The following is a 16,651-nucleotide window of genomic DNA, read 5'->3' as shown; positions in this document are numbered from 1 at the left end:
CAAAAGGGGCCTCGCGGCCCCTTTCAGATGCGGGGTCGAAAGGGCTCAGGCCTCTTCGGAGACCTCGACGAACTCGTCGCCGGCCGGGGCAACCGCAGCCAGCACTTCGTTCGTGGCGTTGGCCTTGCCTTCGAGCACGGCGTCAGCGATGGCGCGGGCGTACAGAGCCACAGCCTTGGCCGAGTCGTCGTTGCCGGGGATGACGTAGTCGATGCCCACGGGCGAGTGGTTCGTGTCCACCACGCCGATGACGGGGATGCCGAGCTTCTTGGCTTCGGCGACGGCAATCTTGTGATAGCCGACGTCGATGACGAAGATCGCGTCGGGCAGCGCGGTCATGTCCTGGATGCCGCCGATGTTCTTTTCCAGCTTGGCGATGTCACGCTGGAACATCAGCGCTTCCTTCTTGATCGCGGGCTGGGTGCCGGCGTCGATCTGGGCCTGCATATCCTTCAGGTTCTTGAGGGACGTCTTGACCGTCTTGAAGTTGGTCATCATGCCGCCGAGCCAACGGGCATCGACGTAGGGCATGCCGGCGCGCAGGGCTTCCGAGGCGACAACCTCACGGGCCTGACGCTTCGTGCCGATCATCAGGATCGTGCCGCGCTTGGCAGCCAGCGAGCGGACGAACTTCAGGGCATCCTGGAACGCGGGCAGCGTCTTTTCCAGGTTGATGATGTGGATCTTGTTGCGATGGCCGTAGATATACGGGGCCATCTTGGGGTTCCAGAAGCGGGTTTGGTGACCGAAATGGACACCGGCTTCCAGCATCTCGCGCATCGTGACAGACATGGGTCTTACTCCGAAGGTTGTGTCTAAAATCCGGCCCGAATTGCGCTGCAGCATCTGGAAACCTATGTTTCCTGACGCCGCAAACCACAACACCTTTGCGTGGCCGGTTTGCGATTTGCTGCAAAGGTGGCGACCGAACATTTCAGCCACGACACCCTCACAACCGTTCTGCCGAGGCCCAGAGCGCTGAAAAAGCGCTGAGCCCCCCGGCAAAACCCGCAGAGTATACACAATCCATGGCCCTTCCCCGCCGACGCCGCTTCACCGCGGCCGCCTGCCTGACCGCCAACAGTTCCCGCCGGGTGAGCGCTTGAGCCGCCGCGTCGCGGTGGTAGGCGCCGGCCTCGCCGGTGTGGCGACGGCCTATGAACTGGCCCTCCTGGGCTGCCAGGTCCAGGTGTTCGAGCGCGGCGGCAGCGTCGCCGAGCAGGCCAGCTTTGCCGGCAGCGCTCTGCTCTCCCCCTTTCTGCCCCAACTGGCCGAGTCAACAACGCCCGCCCCACTCGCCTGGCGTTGGCGACGTTGGCGTGCCGGCCGGCGCGGCGGTGACGCTGCCTCGGCGCTGGCCGCGCTGAGCCAGCTCGGCCTGGCCCGCACCGCGGAGCTGCGCCACGGCCTGGGCCTCGAAGACGAAGCGGCCAGCGGCCTGCTCATTGCGCTGACCGATGCCCGACGCGTCGCCGCAGCGGAGGCCAGGCTGGAGGGCTGGAAGGCCCTGGGCCTGCTGGTCGAACTGATGGACGCGGAACAGGCACGCCGTCGCGAGCCCGGGCTGAACGCCGACGCAACGCTGGCTGGCGCGCTCGCCGTCGCCTACGGTGGCACCGGCAATGCTCGGTTGTTCGCCCAGCAGCTCCGCCAGCAGGCCCAACGCCTGGGCGCTGAATTTCGTTTCCACACGACCGTGCGCGCCATCGCCACGGACGGCGCAGGGCTGACGCTGCGCCACGAATACACGCCACCGCCTGAAGCACCCACACGCGTCAACGGCGCCGAACACGAAGCCGGCGACACGCTGCCGCAAGCTCTTGACGCCATGGATGAGCGCTTCGATGCCGTCGTGATGTGCAACGGGCTGGATGCCATCCACCTGCTCGGCCGGCGCTTGCCGCTCGCCGCCCAGCATGAAACCTCGGTCACCGCACCCTTGCGACTGCTAGAGGCCCATCCCGACCTCGGCCCCAAGGCCGCCTGGGTCGACCCCACGCTGGGCCTGGCCGTCACCCGCACCGGCCAGCGCGTGCGCGTGACCGGCGGGTTGAGCGTCACCAGCGCCGGGGCCAAGGCCGCAACCGACTTCGAGGCCTTGCATCGGGGCCTGCAGCACTGGTTCCCGGGTTCAGTGCTGCACAGCCAGGTCCAGCATGGGCAAAGCCGGCGCGCGCTCGCGGCCGACGGCCTGCCGGTGCTCGGCGCCAGCGGCCGTGCCGGCCTGTGGCTGAACCTGTCGCCCGGCGGTTGGGGCTGGGGCCTGGCCTGCGGCGCCGCCCAGGCACTGGCCCAGCAGGTGGCGGGTCAAACACCCGTGCTCGACATCGGCGCGCTGGGCGCCCAGCGCCTGGCCTAAGCTCATGGGCATGCACGCGCTGCTGCCCACGACCGCCACGCTGCCGCTGTTCAACGTCGCCGCCAGCCGGCGCATCGAGACACGCGCCCTCGTTCACTCACCCGACCTGATGGAAAGGGCCGGCCTGGCCGTCGCCAAGCTGGCGCTGGCACTGCGACGGGGTGAAGGCCCGGTCTGGGTCGCCTGCGGCCCCGGCAACAACGGCGGTGATGGCCAGGTGGCGGCTCGCCGGCTCATGGCGCATGGGCTACCCGTCCACATCGGCCATGCGGCACCGCAGAGCCCTTCCCTCGTCATCGACGCCCTGCTCGGCTTGGGCCTGAACCGCGCACCGTCGGCCGAGATACTGGCCACGTTCGCCGCGATGGAGGGCTGCGGCGCACCCATCCTGGCCGTCGACCTGCCCAGCGGCCTGCTCGCCGACACCGGGCAGCCCGCCGGCGGGCGTGCGGTGTGCGCCGGCCACACGCTGACGCTGCTGACGCTCAAGCCCGGCCTGTTCACCGGCGAGGGCCGGGCGCATTGCGGCCGCATCTGGTTCGATAACCTGGGCATCGCGCCGGACGAGCCGCCCACGGCCGAACTGCTCGGGCCCACGGCCGCACCGGCTCGAGGCCCGACCAGCCACAAGGGCAGCCATGGCCAGGTGCTGGTGATGGGCGGTGCGCCGGGCATGCAGGGCGCCGCACGGCTGGCCGCGCGCGCGGCCCTGGCCTGCGGTGCGGGACGGGTCTATGTCGATCTGCTGGGGCTTGCGGCGGACGAAGCCGCCGACCCCGGCCGGCCCGAGCTGATGCGCGGCCGGCTGAACGACCTGCCCAGCGCCATCGGCGTCATCGGTTGCGGCGCCGGGCCGGGCATTGCGGCAGCCCTGCCAGGGCTGCTGCGGAGGTTGCCACGCCTGGTGCTCGACGCCGACGCGCTGAATGCCATCGCCGCCGACACCACGCTGCAGGACCTAGTGCGCGCACGCCCTGCGGGTTCCACGCTGCTGACGCCACACCCGCTCGAAGCCGCGCGCCTACTGGGCATGAGCACGGCGAGCCTGCAAGCCGACCGGCTGGCCGCCGCCGGCGAGTTGGCCCGGCGGCTGAACTGCACCGTCGTGCTCAAGGGCTCGGGCAGCGTCATCGCGTCGCCCGGCAAGCGGCCGGCGATCTGCGCCAGCGGCGGGCCTGCGCTGGCCACGGCCGGCAGCGGTGACGTGCTGGCCGGCTGGCTAGCCGGCCTCTGGGCGCAGCAGCCGGCATCGGAGGCGCATGCCATCGCCTGCGCCGGCGTGGACGCCCACGGCCGCGCCGGCGAGGTGGAGGGCACGCTGCGCGCCGGCGATCTCATCGAACGCCTGGCCGCACAGCGCTGACGGGGCCTCCTAGCGGCGCTTGCGCGGCGCCGCCTTGGTTGCAGTCTTCTTGGACGCCTTGCTTGCTGCCCGTTTAGCGGCCTGCTGCGCCGCCTTGACGGGGTGCAGGGACGCGACGACGGCCTTGCGGCTCTGCTTCACGTCGCGATCCGTCTGGCGCACGTCGTCCAACGCCTCGACGGCGGTCTTTGGCGCGCGCTTCTTGGCCGGCGGCTTGCCGGACGACTTCGCCGCAGCGCCACGGCTCGGCACCCGCGACTCATTGCTGTCACGCACCAGGCGGAAGTCGATGCGGCGGCCATCCAGGTCGACGCGGCTGACCTGCACCTGCACGCGTGCGCCGGTGGCGTAGCGGATGCCGGTGCGCTCGCCACGCAGCTCCTGGCGCACCTCGTCGAAGCGGTAGTACTCGCCGCCGAGCTCGGTGATGTGGACGAGGCCTTCGACGTAGAGGGCATCGAGCTGCACGAAAAGCCCGAAGGACGTGACCGCGCTGACGGTGCCGGCGAACTCCTCGCCGAGACGGTCGCGCATGTAGCGGCACTTCAGCCAGGCTTCGACGTCGCGGCTGGCCTCGTCGGCACGGCGTTCGTTGGCGCTGCAGTGCGCGCCGACGACCTCCCAACGCTCGGATTCGTTGCGGGCGTCAGCGGGATTGGGAGGGGCCGCACGGCCTGGGCGCTTGGGCGCCTGCGGCACGTTCATCTTGGCCGCGTCCAGCGTGTAGCGCTTGTTGGTCAGCAAGGCCTTGATGACGCGGTGGACCAGCAGGTCGGGGTAGCGCCGGATCGGGCTCGTGAAGTGGGTATAGGCCGGATAGGCCAACCCGAAGTGGCCGGAGTTGGTGCCGGTGTAAATGGCCTGCTGCATGGAGCGCAGCAGCATGGTGTGGATCTGCTGCGCGTCGGGGCGGTCCTTGGTGGACTGCGCGATGGCCTGGTACTCGCGCGGCGTTGGGTCGTCGGAGATACCCATGCCAATGCCCAGCGAGCGCAGATAGGCCTGCAGCGTCGTGCGCTTCTCGGGCGTGGGGCCTTCGTGCACACGGAACAACGCGTGATGCTTGGACGACTGGATGAAGTCTGCCGAGCAGGTGTTGGCGGCCAGCATGGCCTCCTCGATCAACCGGTGCGCGTCGTTGCGCGTGCGCGGGATGATCTTCTCGATGCGGCCGTTGTCGTCGCAGACGATCTGCGTCTCGGTGGTCTCAAAGTCAATGGCGCCACGCCGACCACGCTCGGACAGCAGCGCGCGATAGACCTCGTGCAGATGCAGCAGATGCGGCACCAGCTCGCGGCGCTTGGCCGCCTCGGGGCCATGGGTGTTGGCCAGGACAGCCGCGACCTCGGTGTAGGTGAAGCGTGCGTGCGAGCAGATCACCGCCGGGTAGAACTGGTAGGCCGCGACCGTGCCGTCGGTGGACACGAGCATGTCGCAGACCATGCTGAGCCGGTCTTCGTACGGGTTCAGCGAGCAAAGGCCGTTGGACAGCTTCTCCGGCAGCATCGGGATGACACGGCGCGGGAAGTAGACCGAGGTGGCGCGCTCGTAGGCGTCGGCGTCCAGCGGCTCACCGGGCTTCACGTAGTGCGACACATCGGCGATCGCCACCAGCAGGCGCCAGCCCTGGAAGGCATTCTTGCCGCGCCCCTGCTTGTGCGGCTCGCAGTAGACGGCGTCGTCGAAGTCGCGCGCATCCTCGCCGTCGATCGTCACCAAGGGCACGTCGCGCAGGTCGATGCGGTTCTTGAGGTCGGCCGCGCGCAACTTCTCGGGCAGCTTGGCGCTCTGCGTGAGCGTGTCGGGGCTGAAGCGGTGCGGCACGTCGTACTTGCGCACGGCGATCTCGATCTCCATGCCGGGGTCGTCGATTTCGCCCAGCACCTCGACGACGCGGCCGACTGGCTGCGAGTACAGCGAGGGCGGCTCGGTCAGCTCGACGGCAACGACCTGGCCCGCAGTCGCGTTGGCGATGCCGTTCTTGGGAATGAGGATGTCCTGGCCCATGCGCCGGTCCTCGGGCGCGACGAGCCAGATGCCCGACTCCAGCAGCAGCCGGCCGATCAGCGGGCGCTTCTTGCGCTCGAGGATCTCGAGCACGCGGCCCTCGGGCCGGCCACGCTTGTCCAAGCGCACGATGCGCACGCGCAGGCGGTCGCCGTGCATGACGGCGTGCGTCTCCTGTGAGGACAGGTAGATGTCGGCGGAGCCGTCGTCGGGGATCAGGAAACCATGGCCGTCCCGATGGCCTTGCAGCGTGCCCTCAACCTCGCCGAGCGGGCCCGCGCCGTCGCCCGTAGGCGAGGAGTTTGTGTTCTTCAAGTTTTTGATGATATGATCCTAGCTTTCCTGAAACGGCCAAGTTCTTCTTTACGGAAGTCTTGAGCACCTTGCCCAGGTGGCGGAATTGGTAGACGCACTAGTTTCAGGTACTAGCGGGTAACTCCGTGGAGGTTCGAGTCCTCTCCTGGGCACCAAAACAAAGAAGGCCAGCACGAAAGTGCTGGCCTTTGTCGTTTGTGGCTCAGGAAGCGATGTCCGGCGGACATCATGACAGGACGGAAAAGGCTTGAAGCCGCGCTCCAAGCCAGGGTCGCATCTGCGTGACCGGGGCCCCACCGATGCACCCTGGATGGGCGCTTCGGCGAGTCTGGCCTGACACCCATCTTCAGTCGATTCAAACGGCGAACTTCTTCGCCAGCAACTCCGGCCCCATGCCGTCGTACTCTTCGAACGGCTGATGGATCCAGGGCGAGGTCTCCAGCATCTCGCAGTAGTAGTCCGGTGTGTAGGCCGAGACCTTCTTCGTCCAGATGACAGCCGAGCGCAGTTCCTGGATGGACGGCATGCCACGCAGGCGCTCGACCACGGCCTTCAGCGTGACGCCAGAATCCGCCAAATCGTCCACCAACAGCACGCGGCCCGCCAGTTCACCCTTGGGCATGGTGATGTACTTGGCCAGGTCCAGGCGGCCCTGAATGGTGCCGGCCTCGGCGCGGTAGGAGCTGGTGGACATGATGCCCAGCGGCTTGTCGAACACGCGCGACAGCACGTCGCCCGGACGCATGCCGCCGCGGGCCAGACAGAGGATCTGGTCGAACTGCCAGCCGGAGGCGTGCACCTTGAGCGCGAGACGCTCGGTCAGCAGGTGGTACTCGTCCCAGGACACGTAGAGGTGTTTGCCGTCGTCAGTCAGCATGGTGGCGGGGTCTCCGTCGAGTAGGTTTGAAGTGTCAGGCGAATCAGGCTGAATAGGGATGGCGCAGCACGATGGTGTGTTCGCGGTCCGGGCCGGTCGAGACCATGTCGATGGGCGCGCCGATGACTTCCTCGACTCGCTTCAGGTAGCTGCGCGCGTTGGCCGGCAGTGCATCCCAGGACGTGACGCCAAAGGACGTTTCGGTCCAGCCAGGGAAGGTTTCGAAGATCGGCGTGCAGGCGTCGATTTCATCGGCGTCCAGCGGCAGGATGTCGAGCTGGCGGCCATCGAGCTCGTAGCCCACGCACATCTTGATCTCGCTCAGGCCGTCCAGCACGTCGAGCTTGGTCAGGCACAGGCCCGTGATGCCGTTGATGATGATGGAGCGCTTCAGCGCGGCGGCGTCCAGCCAGCCGCAGCGGCGCGCGCGGCCGGTGACGGTGCCGCGCTCCTGGCCGACGGTGGACAGGTGGTAGCCCACCGTGCCGGGCTCTTCCCAGTCGAGTTCGGTCGGGAACGGGCCGGAGCCGACACGCGTCGTGTAGGCCTTGGTGATGCCCAGCATGTAGTGCAGCATCTGCGGGCCCACGCCAGCGCCGGCGGCGGCGTTGCCGGCCACGCAGTTGCTGGAGGTGACGTAGGGGTAGGTGCCGTGATCGATGTCCAGCAGCGTGCCCTGGGCACCCTCGAACAGGATGTTGGCGCCGGCCTTGCTCGCCTTGTGGATCATGTAGCCGACGTCGGCCAGCATGGGCTTGATCGCCTCGGCCATCTTCATGGCCTGCTCGAAGATGGGCTCGAAGGCCAGCGTCTCGCCATGCAGGTAGCCGGCCAGCGCGAAGTTGTGCAGCTCCAGCAGCTCGCGCAGCTTCTTGGCGAAGCGCTCGGGGTGCTTCAGGTCCTGGGCGCGCAGCGCGCGGCGGGCGACCTTGTCCTCGTAGGCCGGGCCGATGCCCTTGCCCGTCGTGCCGATCTTGCCGCTGCCGCTGGTCTCGCGCAGTTGCTCGCGCGCCTTGTCCACAGCGACGTGGAAGGGCAGGATCAGCGGGCAGGATTCGCTGATGAAGAGGCGCGAACGCACCTCGACGCCGGCGGCTTCCAGGCGCTCGATCTCGGTCAGCAGATGAGTCGGGTCCACCACCACGCCGTTGCCGATGTAGCAGGCCACACCGTCTCGCATGATGCCGCTGGGGATCAGCTGCAGCGCGGTCTTCACGCCCTTGATCACGAGCGTATGGCCCGCGTTGTGGCCGCCTTGGAAGCGCACCACGCCCTGGGCGTGATCCGTCATCCAGTCCACGACCTTGCCCTTGCCCTCGTCGCCCCATTGGGTGCCGACGACGACTACATTGCGTCCACGCGCGGTTTGGCTCTGCATCTTGTTTGCCTGCTTAGCTTTAGATTAGGAAGGGTCGCCGGCGCTCAGAGCGCCCGGACGACCCAATCAGTGTGCTCGCGAACCAGTTCGCGATCACAGTCAAATTCATCGGCCTCTTGCTCGTGCCCCGGGAGCACGCAAACCACCGTCTCGCCCTGCTCACGCAGCGCACGCACGGCCTGGCGCAACGAGGCATCGTCACCCCAGGGGGCGCGCACGGCGGCGCGCAGCGGCGACACGGGCGCCAGCGTCACCAGCGTCTTCAGGTCCAGGCTGAAGCCAACGGCTGGCCGGCGGCGGCCGAAGGCGGCGCCAACCTCGTCGTAGCGCCCGCCACGCAGCACAGCATCGGAGCAACCCGAGGCGAAGGCAGCGAAGCGGATGCCGGTGTAGTAGGCGTAGCCCTGCAGGTCAGCCAGGTCGAAGCCCAGCGCCACCTCGGGGTGGACAGCAGCCAGATGGCCGGCCAGCCAGTCCAGGTCGGCCAGTGCGGCCTTGACGAGGGGATGGTCGGGCAGTCGGCGCGCGGCCTCGGCCAGCACCTCGCGGCCGCCGAACAGGCTGGGCAGGGCCAGCAGCGCGTCGCGCGCGACGGCCGGCATCTCGGCACTCAGTGCCGACAGCGCCGCGAGATCCTTTGAGGCCAGCGCCGCGGTCAGCGCCTCCAGAGCCTCGGCACTGAGCTTGACGCCGTCGAGCACGCCTTGCAGCAGCCGCGCGTCACCCAGGTCCAGCATGACGTCACTCAAGCCGGCGCGGCGCAGCGCATCCAACGCCAGCTCATGAACTTCGAGGTCGGCTTCCAGGCCTGCGTGGCCATAGATCTCGACACCGAACTGCAGAGGCTCGCGGCTGGTGTTGAGGCCGTCCGGCCGTGTGTGCGCCACGGGGCCGCAGTAGCACAGCCGGGTCACGCCCAGGCGGTTCAGCAGATGAGCGTCGATGCGGGCGACTTGCGGCGTCGTGTCGGCGCGCAGCCCCAGGGACCGGCCAGAAAGCTGGTCAACCAACTTGAAGAGCTTGATGTCGGAGCCGCTGCCCGTGCCGGACAGCAGCGAATCCAGGTACTCAAGCAGAGGCGGGATGACCAGCTCGCAGCCGTAGCTGCGGGCCATGTCGAGCAGCTCTCGGCGCAGCTCTTCGATGCGGCGCGCCTGCGAAGGCAGGACATCGGCAATGTGCTCGGGCAACAGCCAAGCAGAGGACATGGGCGAAGGCAGGCGGTTAAAAACGGCATTGTACCGGTGCCCTCCCCGCCTCAGGCCTCAGATGAGCGTTCGGATCAGCGCAACCAGAGCAGCGCGAGCAGGCCCATCAGAATGCTGCCCAGCCCGATGAAGCGGATCTGGCCATCGCTCAAGGCGAGGATGCGGCTGAAGACCTCACGCCAGCGCGCCGGGCTGATCAGGGGCATCAGCCCCTCGATGATCATCACCAGCGCAAGCGCGGTGAGCAGCTCGTTCACTTATGCGCAGGTGCGGCTGCAGGCGCGGAACCGGAACCCCGCATGGCCTTGAAGAACTCACTGCCCGGGTCGACGACCATGACGTCGCTCTTGCTGCGGAAGCTCACGCGATAGGCTTCCAGCGAACGGTAGAACTGCGCGAACTGCGGGTCGCGACCGAAGGCTTCAGCGTACAAGGCCGAAGCCTTGGCATCGCCCTCACCCTTGATCAGCTGCGCGTCGCGGTAGGCCTCGGCAACGATGATTTCGCGCTGGCGGTCGGCGTCCGCGCGGATCTTCTCGCCCTCTGCCGACCCGGTCGAGCGCGTCTCGTTGGCCACGCGCTTGCGCTCGGACTCCATGCGGCGGTAGACCGAGTCGGTGATGGTGGACGCGAAGTCAACACGCTTGATACGCACGTCGACCACCTCGATGCCGAACTGCTTGGCTTCGTCGGCGAGGCGCTTGCGCACGTCGTTCATGACCTTCTCGCGCTCGGCGGACAGCACGGCGATGACGGTGCGCTTGGTTACTTCCTCATTGAAAGCCGCCTGCACGATGGGAGCAAGACGGTTCTCGACGTTGCGGATGTCCGCCCCGTTGTTGCGGATGAACTGGCGCGGCTCGGTGATGCGCCACTTGATGAGCCAGTCGATGACCAGACTCTTCTTTTCTGCGGTGAAGATGGGGCGCGACTCGGGGCTGTCCAGCGTCTGCACGCGACGGTCCAGCAGCACGACGTTCTGCAGCGGCGGTGGCAGCTTGAACTTCAGGCCCGGCTCGACAACAACTTCCTTGATCTCACCCAGCGCGTAGATGACGGCGAACTGGCGCTGGTCGACGATGAAGAGCGTCGACGACAGCAGCATCAGCACGACGATAGCGCCGGCGAGGATGGCGGCAATACGGTTCATGAGAGGATCCTCAATCAGCGGCCGTCACGGCTGCGCTGGTTGTCACGGCTGCGCAGGTCGGAGGCAGCGGGCACGGTCTGTGGCTCAGGCACGGTGGTCGGCTGCGGCGGCGACACAGTCACCGTACCGCTGCTGCCCTGCTGCAGCAGCTTGTCCAGCGGCAGATAGAGCAGGTTGGAGCCGCTCTTGCTGTCCACCATGACCTTGCTGACATTGGTGTAGACCTGCTGCATCGCGTCGATGTAGAGGCGGTCGCGCGTGACCTGCGGCGCCTTCTGGTACTCGGCCAGCACGCTCTTGAAGCGCTGCGCATCGCCCTCGGCGGTCGCGATGACGCGAGCCTTGTAGCCCTCGGACTGCTCGCGCAGCTTGGCGGACTCGCCGCGGGCGCGCGGGATCACGTCGTTGGCATAGGCCTGAGCCTCGTTCTTGAGCTGCTCGCGGTTGGCGTTGGCCTTGAACGCGTCCTCGAACGCAGCCTGCACCTGCTCGGGCGGCTGAACGCTCTGCACATTGACGTTCTTGACCTGGATGCCTGCCTTCAGGCGGTCGAGCTGGGCCTGAATGGACTTGACCAGATCGGTGGCGATGGCGTCGCGCTGCTCATAGAGCACGGAGTCCATCGTGTTCTTGCCGACGATCTCGCGCACGGCAGACTCCGCGGCCAGCAGCACGGCCTGCTCCGGGTCGCGGTTCTCGAACAGGAAGTCGCGCAGATCACGGATCGTGAACTGCACCGTGAAGCGGATGTCGACGATGTTCTCGTCCTGCGTCAGCATGGACGAATCGCGCAGGCCCGTAGCCGCGACGATCGAGCTGCGGCCGACCTCGACCTGGCGCAGTTGCGAGACCGGCTGGATCTCGTGCGCCTGGAAGGGATAGGGCAGCCGCCACTGGAAGCCGGCCTCGACCGTCTTGCTGTACTTGCCGAAGGACGTCACAACGCCCTGCTGGCCTTCCTGCACGATGAAGAAGCCGCTGGCCAACCAGCCCAAGGCGACGACACCCGCGATGAGCCCCACGCCGATGCCTGCGCTCTTCATGTCGGGTGAACCACCCGAACCGCCCGGGCTGGACGGCCCGCCGGACTTGCCGCCGAACATGCCCGAGAGCTTGCGGTTGAAATCGCGCCAGAGCTCGTCGAGGTCGGGCGGGCCGTCGTTGCGGCCGTTGTTCAGCAAACGTCCTGCGGCGCGGGCAATCGGCGTCATCAGACGCTGCGCCCACGGGCTACGAGACGGGGTATGGGGAGTGCTGCTCATGCCTGGGAAGGGTCTGAGGAAGAGGGCTCGTCGCAGTCCGAGGATTGCAACGGGTCAGCGTCGAAACGTGGGTCTCGTTCGTCGGGAATCAAGGGCTGGACCTGCATGGCGGTCGCGATCAGTTGGCGAAGCTCGGCCAGGCCGCTGCCATCGAGGGAACTGACGAAGACACGCGGCGAGGGCTCGGTGCTGCCGTTGGCGCGCAGCACGGCGTCGACGATCTCGCGCGGGCGCTGATCCTCGGGCAGCAGATCCTGCTTGTTGTAGACAATGATTTGCGGCACATCGGCCGCACCGATCTCGGCCAGCACACGCTCGACTTCGGCCATCTGCTCTTCCAGCACGGGGCTGGCGGCATCGACGACGTGCAACAGCAAGTCGGCATCGGCCGCCTCCTGCAGTGTGGCCCGGAAGGCCTCGACGAGCTTGTGCGGCAGGTCGCGGATGAAGCCGACGGTGTCAGACAGCGACACGCTGGCCGCCGCCTGCTCGAGGTAGAGCGAGCGCGTCGTCGTGTCCAGCGTCGCGAAGAGCTGGTTGGCGGCGTAGGCACGCGCCTTCGTCAGTGCGTTGAACAGCGTGCTCTTGCCCGCGTTCGTGTAGCCCACCAACGAGACCTTGAACACGCCGTTGCGTGAACGGGCCTTGCGCTGCGTGCCGCGCTGGCGCTGCACGCGCTTGAGGCGCTCCTTCGTGACCTTGATACGGTCATCGATCATGCGGCGGTCCAGCTCGATCTGGGCCTCACCCGGGCCGCCACGCATGCCGATGCCGCCGCTCTGGCGCTCCAAGTGGCTCCAGCGCCGCACCAGCCGCGTGGCCAGGTATTGCAGGCGGGCCAGTTCGACTTGCAGCTTGCCCTCGTGGCTCTGAGCGCGGGCTGCAAAGATCTCGAGGATCAGCGCCGTGCGGTCGGCCACGGGAACGCCAAGGACGCGCTCGAGGTTGCGTTGCTGTGCCGGCGAGATGGCCTGATCGAACAGCACCGTGTGGGCCTGATGGGCCTGCACGAGCAGCTTGATCTCGTCGGCCTTGCCGGAGCCGACGAACAGGGCCGCGTCGGGTGCCGGCCGCCTGGCGATCACCTTGGCCACGGGCGTGTCGCCCGCGGATTCGGCCAGCAGAGCCAGCTCATCCAGGCTTTCGTCGAAGCCCTGAGCCGCGTTGCGTCGACCGAAATCGACACCCACAAGAATGGCGCGCGCCGCCTCGGAGGGCGGCGTCGCGGCGTTGGATGAGGTCGAGGACAAGGGGGTGGGTATCAGGCGTCCGCCGGAGCGTCGCCAGCGTGGAAGTTGACCGCACGGCCCGGCACGACGGTCGAGATCGCGTGCTTGTAGACCATCTGCGTCACGGTGTTGCGAAGCAGAACGACGTACTGGTCAAAGGATTCGATATGGCCCTGGAGCTTGATGCCGTTGACGAGATAGATCGAAACTGGCACGTGCTCTTTGCGGAGCAGGTTCAAAAAGGGGTCCTGCAAAAGTTGGCCTTTGTTGCTCATCGGTATGCTCCGAGTTATCGGGGGGTGAGGGGACTACGGGTAAGACCTTAACACAGCGTCCCCGTGGCGCCGGGGTCAGCCTAGGTCTTTTCGTCGAAGGGATTCTTCGAAGAACGTAGCTCGATCTTCAGCGGCGTTCCGACTAGCTTGTAGTGCGCGCGGATGCGCCCTTCCAGATAGCGCTTGTAGACCTCGGTCACGCCATCCAGCGCGTTGCCATGGATGACGACGATGGGCGGGTTCTGGCCACCTTGGTGGGCATAGCGCATCTTGGGGCGAGAAACACCGGAGCGCTTGGGCTGCTGATGCTCGACGGCCTCGGCGATCAGGCGGGTCAGAACCGGCGTCGTCATCTTGCGGTAGGCCGAGGCGTAGGCGTCGGCCAGCGAGTTCCATACCGCCGACAGGCCCTGGCGCTTCAGCGCCGAGATGTTGTGCATCGGCGCGAACTTCAAGAAGGTCAGCCGCTGCTCGATCTGGCGCTGCAGCGTCTCGCGCTGGTAGCTGTCGACGGCGTCCCACTTGTTGAGAGCCAGCACCACCGCACGACCGCTGTCGAGGATGTAGCCGGCGATGTGGGCATCCTGGTCGGTCACGCCTTGCGTCGCGTCCAGCAGCAGCAGCACGACGTGGGCGTCGGCAATGGCCTGGAGCGTCTTGACGACCGAGAACTTCTCGATGGCCTCGAACACCTTGCCCTTGCGACGCAGGCCAGCCGTGTCGATGAGCTTGAACTTCTGGCCATTGCGCTCGAAGTCGACCGAGATTGCATCGCGCGTCGTGCCCGGCATGTCGAAGGCGACGAGGCGCTCCTCACCCAGCCAGGTGTTGATCAGCGTGCTCTTGCCCACATTGGGCCGGCCGGCCACGGCCAGGCGGATCACACCATCCTGCTGAGGCCCGGCGCCGAACTCTTCGCTGGCGTCCTCGAAGGGCTCCAGCACTGCATCCAACAGGCTGCGGATGCCTTGGCCGTGGGCCGACGAGATCGGGTGCGGCTCGCCCATGCCGAGTTCATGGAACTCATTCAGCAGCGGCGACTCGGTCATGCCCTCGGCCTTGTTGACGGCCAGGTGCACACGCTTGTTGACGCTGCGCAGATAGCGCGCGATGTCGCTGTCGTGCGCCGACAGGCCAAGGCGGATGTCGACGACGAAGATGACGGCGTCGGCCTCGGCCACGGCCTGCTTCGTCTGCTTGGCCATCTCCTTGACGATGCCCGTGCTGCTGTCGGGCTCGAAGCCGCCGGTGTCGATGCAGATGAACTCGCGATCGCCCAGGCGGCCGTCACCGTAATGGCGGTCGCGCGTCAGGCCGGCGAAGTCGGCCACGATGGCGTCGCGCGACTTCGTCAGGCGGTTGAACAGCGTCGACTTGCCCACATTGGGGCGGCCGACGAGGGCGATAACTGGTTTCATTCGGCCTTGACGGCGAACAGGCCGCCGCTCTTGGTCGCGACGAGCGCCGTGCCGCCCTGCAGCGCGATCGTGACGATGGGCGAGCCATCGGTGGCCAGGCGCGAACGGGTCTTGCCGGTGTCGCGATCCAGCAGGTGGAGCTGGCCTTCGTAATCGCCGATGAGCACCTGCTTGTTCAGCAGCACGGGCTCGGAGAGCTTGCGACGCTGGAACTGGTCAGCCGACCAGGCGAGGTCACCGTTGGCCAGCTTCCAGGAAGAAAGGCGGTCCGAGGCATCTCCGGCCACGACGACCTGATCGTCGGCGCCGATGCCATTGGTACCACCGACGACACGGTTCCACAGCGCGCTGCCACGCTCGGCGTTGATGCAGCCGACCGAGGACTGGAAGGCGCGCGCGCACACCACCTCACCCTGACGCACGGCCGGGCCGACGAGGTCGGCCAGGCGCTCGACCTCGTTGGTGCCGCGCGGCGTGGCCACGCTGGCCTCCCAGCGCAACTGGCCCTTGACCGGATCGACACCGGCCAGGCGCGGGCCTTGGCCGACGATCAGCGTGTCCTTGTAGGCCAGCAGCACGCCAGCCTTGGCCAGCGTCAACGGCTCACCGGGGCGCTTCAGTTCCCAGATCTTGCGACCGTCCAGCGCGTCGAAGGCGAGGACCTGACGGTCCAGCGTCAGCGCGAAGACGCGTTCGCCGGCCACCAGCGGCGCAGCGACGACGGGCGTCGGCAGGGCCTTCTTCCAGGCCACGCGGCCGTTGTCCAGCACGACGAGTTCGTTGTCGCGGTTGACGACGGCGGCAAAGCGGCCATCGCTGCCGATGCCCGCCGCGAGCTTGCCGCCAGCGTCACCACGCCACAGTTCGCGGCCATCGGCAGCGGCCAGCGCGCGCACGCTGCCGTCGCTGCCGGCAACCACGAAGCGGTCACCAGGCGTCGCGATGCTGAGCGGGAACCCGATGCTGTCGCCCTTGGCGCTCCAGACGATGCGGCCGGATGCTGGGCCCGACAGCGTTTCCAGCGCAGCAGGCCTGCTCTTCTCGTCGCCGAACCAGGAGTTCCACGTCGAGCTGATCGTCGAGCAGCCGGCCAGCGATGCGGCCAGCAGCGAAATCAGGACGGCGCGCCTCATTGCGGGGCTCCGGTGGCGTCGATGGCGGTGGGCACGCCCAGCGTCGCGAGCTTGGCCTCGATGACGCGACGGTAGTCCTGGGTCTTCTCCAGCGCGGCGAGCGCCTTCTGATATTCGGCCTTGGCGGCGTCGCGCTTGTCCTGCAGCAGCAGCAGATCACCACGGCGGTCGGCGACGAGGCCGGCGAACTCGGGGGACTTGATGGCGTCCAGCGTCTTACCGGCTTCGTCATAGGCCTTGGCATCGAACTGCAGGCCGGCCAGGCGCAGGCGGGCGATGTCGCGGTAGGGGCCACCCTCGGCGCCATGCTCGGCCACCCAGGTGAGGCTTTGCTTGGCGTCGTCGGCCTTGTCCTTGTCGAGCTGCAGCTTGGCGACCTGCAGGCTGGCCTGGGTTGCGTAGCTGGTGCTGGCAAAGCGGGCCTTCAGGTCGCCCGCGGCACCGGCGGCCTTGTCGAGGTCTTGCGCGGCCAGCGCGCGGTCGAACTCGTCGTACATCGCAGAGGCCTTAGCGGCCTGGTCACGCTGGTACCAGTTCCAACCCTGCCAGGCGGCGAAAGCGGCCAGCGCGGCGGTGATCACCCAGGTGATGAGGTTGCCCCAGCGCTTCCAGAACGCTTTGAGTTGATCAAGTTGTTCTTGTTCTTCGAGGTCGAGATGGGCTGCCATGGGGAAAGC

Annotated in this window: 15 protein-coding genes and 1 tRNA gene; 3 read left to right on the top strand and 13 right to left on the bottom strand. The window is 67.3% G+C overall.

Features of this window, described 5'->3' with window-relative positions:
* Positions 1-45: 45 nt before the first annotated feature.
* Positions 46-792, bottom strand: a complete 747-nt coding sequence (gene rpsB / locus AC07V5_RS14525) for a 30S ribosomal protein S2 (RefSeq protein WP_495116381.1) — start codon at positions 790-792, stop codon at positions 46-48.
* 310 nt (positions 793-1,102) lie between these two features.
* On the opposite strand from rpsB, the gene AC07V5_RS14520 reads away from it, so the two are divergent.
* Both AC07V5_RS14520 and AC07V5_RS14515 read left to right on the top strand, forming a co-directional pair.
* On the top strand, positions 1,103-2,359 hold the full coding sequence (locus tag AC07V5_RS14520; RefSeq protein ID WP_495116380.1) for an NAD(P)/FAD-dependent oxidoreductase: 1,257 nt from the start codon (positions 1,103-1,105) through the stop codon (positions 2,357-2,359).
* Positions 2,360-2,369: 10 nt separating this feature from the next.
* Complete coding sequence (locus AC07V5_RS14515) at positions 2,370-3,722, top strand: NAD(P)H-hydrate dehydratase (RefSeq protein ID WP_495116379.1); 1,353 nt, start codon at positions 2,370-2,372, stop codon at positions 3,720-3,722.
* Between the two features lie 9 nt (positions 3,723-3,731).
* On the opposite strand, the gene rnr is transcribed toward AC07V5_RS14515, so the two are convergent.
* Entirely contained in the window at positions 3,732-6,044 is a 2,313-nt protein-coding gene (gene rnr, locus AC07V5_RS14510) for a ribonuclease R (protein WP_495116378.1), read from the bottom strand.
* Positions 6,045-6,114: 70 nt separating this feature from the next.
* On the opposite strand from rnr, the gene AC07V5_RS14505 reads away from it, so the two are divergent.
* A tRNA-Leu gene (locus AC07V5_RS14505) sits at positions 6,115-6,199 on the top strand.
* A gap of 200 nt (positions 6,200-6,399) precedes the next feature.
* Here the strand turns inward: AC07V5_RS14505 and AC07V5_RS14500 are convergent.
* The 11 genes from AC07V5_RS14500 to AC07V5_RS14450 form a co-directional block, all read right to left on the bottom strand.
* Positions 6,400-6,921, bottom strand: coding sequence for a phosphoribosyltransferase (locus tag AC07V5_RS14500; RefSeq protein ID WP_495116377.1), 522 nt, complete (start codon positions 6,919-6,921; stop codon positions 6,400-6,402).
* Between the two features lie 43 nt (positions 6,922-6,964).
* Positions 6,965-8,299, bottom strand: a complete 1,335-nt coding sequence (locus tag AC07V5_RS14495; RefSeq protein ID WP_495116376.1) for an adenylosuccinate synthase — start codon at positions 8,297-8,299, stop codon at positions 6,965-6,967.
* A 44-nt stretch (positions 8,300-8,343) separates the two neighbouring features.
* Entirely contained in the window at positions 8,344-9,507 is a 1,164-nt protein-coding gene (locus tag AC07V5_RS14490) for an ATP phosphoribosyltransferase regulatory subunit (RefSeq protein WP_495116375.1), read from the bottom strand.
* Between the two features lie 74 nt (positions 9,508-9,581).
* Positions 9,582-9,764 (bottom strand): DUF2065 domain-containing protein, encoded by a 183-nt coding sequence (locus tag AC07V5_RS14485; protein WP_495116374.1) that lies wholly within the window; start codon positions 9,762-9,764, stop codon positions 9,582-9,584.
* Positions 9,761-10,657, bottom strand: a complete 897-nt coding sequence (gene hflC, locus AC07V5_RS14480) for a protease modulator HflC (protein WP_495116373.1) — start codon at positions 10,655-10,657, stop codon at positions 9,761-9,763. The genes AC07V5_RS14485 and hflC overlap by 4 nt, the downstream gene beginning before the upstream one ends.
* Before the next feature lie 14 nt (positions 10,658-10,671).
* Entirely contained in the window at positions 10,672-11,868 is a 1,197-nt protein-coding gene (gene hflK, locus AC07V5_RS14475; RefSeq protein WP_495116372.1) for an FtsH protease activity modulator HflK, read from the bottom strand.
* Positions 11,869-11,915: 47 nt separating this feature from the next.
* Positions 11,916-13,169 (bottom strand): GTPase HflX, encoded by a 1,254-nt coding sequence (hflX, locus tag AC07V5_RS14470; RefSeq protein ID WP_495116371.1) that lies wholly within the window; start codon positions 13,167-13,169, stop codon positions 11,916-11,918.
* An 11-nt stretch (positions 13,170-13,180) separates the two neighbouring features.
* Positions 13,181-13,423 (bottom strand): RNA chaperone Hfq, encoded by a 243-nt coding sequence (hfq, locus tag AC07V5_RS14465; RefSeq protein WP_056198163.1) that lies wholly within the window; start codon positions 13,421-13,423, stop codon positions 13,181-13,183.
* 80 nt (positions 13,424-13,503) lie between these two features.
* A complete protein-coding gene (der, locus tag AC07V5_RS14460) occupies positions 13,504-14,841 on the bottom strand; it encodes a ribosome biogenesis GTPase Der (RefSeq protein WP_495116370.1) in 1,338 nt (445 codons plus the stop codon).
* A complete protein-coding gene (gene bamB, locus AC07V5_RS14455) occupies positions 14,838-15,974 on the bottom strand; it encodes an outer membrane protein assembly factor BamB (protein ID WP_495116369.1) in 1,137 nt (378 codons plus the stop codon). Before bamB ends, der begins: the two co-directional genes overlap by 4 nt.
* Positions 15,971-16,642, bottom strand: coding sequence for a YfgM family protein (locus tag AC07V5_RS14450; RefSeq protein ID WP_495116368.1), 672 nt, complete (start codon positions 16,640-16,642; stop codon positions 15,971-15,973). The genes bamB and AC07V5_RS14450 overlap by 4 nt, the downstream gene beginning before the upstream one ends.
* Between the last annotated feature and the right edge of the window lie 9 nt (positions 16,643-16,651).

The sequence above is a fragment of the Roseateles sp. GW821-FHT02E12 genome (genome assembly GCF_059421665.1).
Note: the sequence above shows the minus strand (reverse complement) of the source record. Positions and strands in the feature narration are given on the sequence as shown.

What these genes read in the sequence shown, in the direction of transcription:
- rpsB (WP_495116381.1), bottom strand. Translation starts at nt 792, where the DNA reads ATGTCTGTCACGATGCGCGAGATGCTGGAAGCCGGTGTCCATTTCGGT.
- AC07V5_RS14515 (WP_495116379.1), top strand. Translation starts at nt 2,370, where the DNA reads ATGCACGCGCTGCTGCCCACGACCGCCACGCTGCCGCTGTTCAACGTC.
- AC07V5_RS14500 (WP_495116377.1), bottom strand. Translation starts at nt 6,921, where the DNA reads ATGCTGACTGACGACGGCAAACACCTCTACGTGTCCTGGGACGAGTAC.
- AC07V5_RS14495 (WP_495116376.1), bottom strand. Translation starts at nt 8,299, where the DNA reads ATGCAGAGCCAAACCGCGCGTGGACGCAATGTAGTCGTCGTCGGCACC.
- AC07V5_RS14490 (WP_495116375.1), bottom strand. Translation starts at nt 9,507, where the DNA reads ATGTCCTCTGCTTGGCTGTTGCCCGAGCACATTGCCGATGTCCTGCCT.
- hflC (WP_495116373.1), bottom strand. Translation starts at nt 10,657, where the DNA reads ATGAACCGTATTGCCGCCATCCTCGCCGGCGCTATCGTCGTGCTGATG.
- hflK (WP_495116372.1), bottom strand. Translation starts at nt 11,868, where the DNA reads ATGACGCCGATTGCCCGCGCCGCAGGACGTTTGCTGAACAACGGCCGC.
- hfq (WP_056198163.1), bottom strand. Translation starts at nt 13,423, where the DNA reads ATGAGCAACAAAGGCCAACTTTTGCAGGACCCCTTTTTGAACCTGCTC.
- der (WP_495116370.1), bottom strand. Translation starts at nt 14,841, where the DNA reads ATGAAACCAGTTATCGCCCTCGTCGGCCGCCCCAATGTGGGCAAGTCG.
- bamB (WP_495116369.1), bottom strand. Translation starts at nt 15,974, where the DNA reads ATGAGGCGCGCCGTCCTGATTTCGCTGCTGGCCGCATCGCTGGCCGGC.
- AC07V5_RS14450 (WP_495116368.1), bottom strand. Translation starts at nt 16,642, where the DNA reads ATGGCAGCCCATCTCGACCTCGAAGAACAAGAACAACTTGATCAACTC.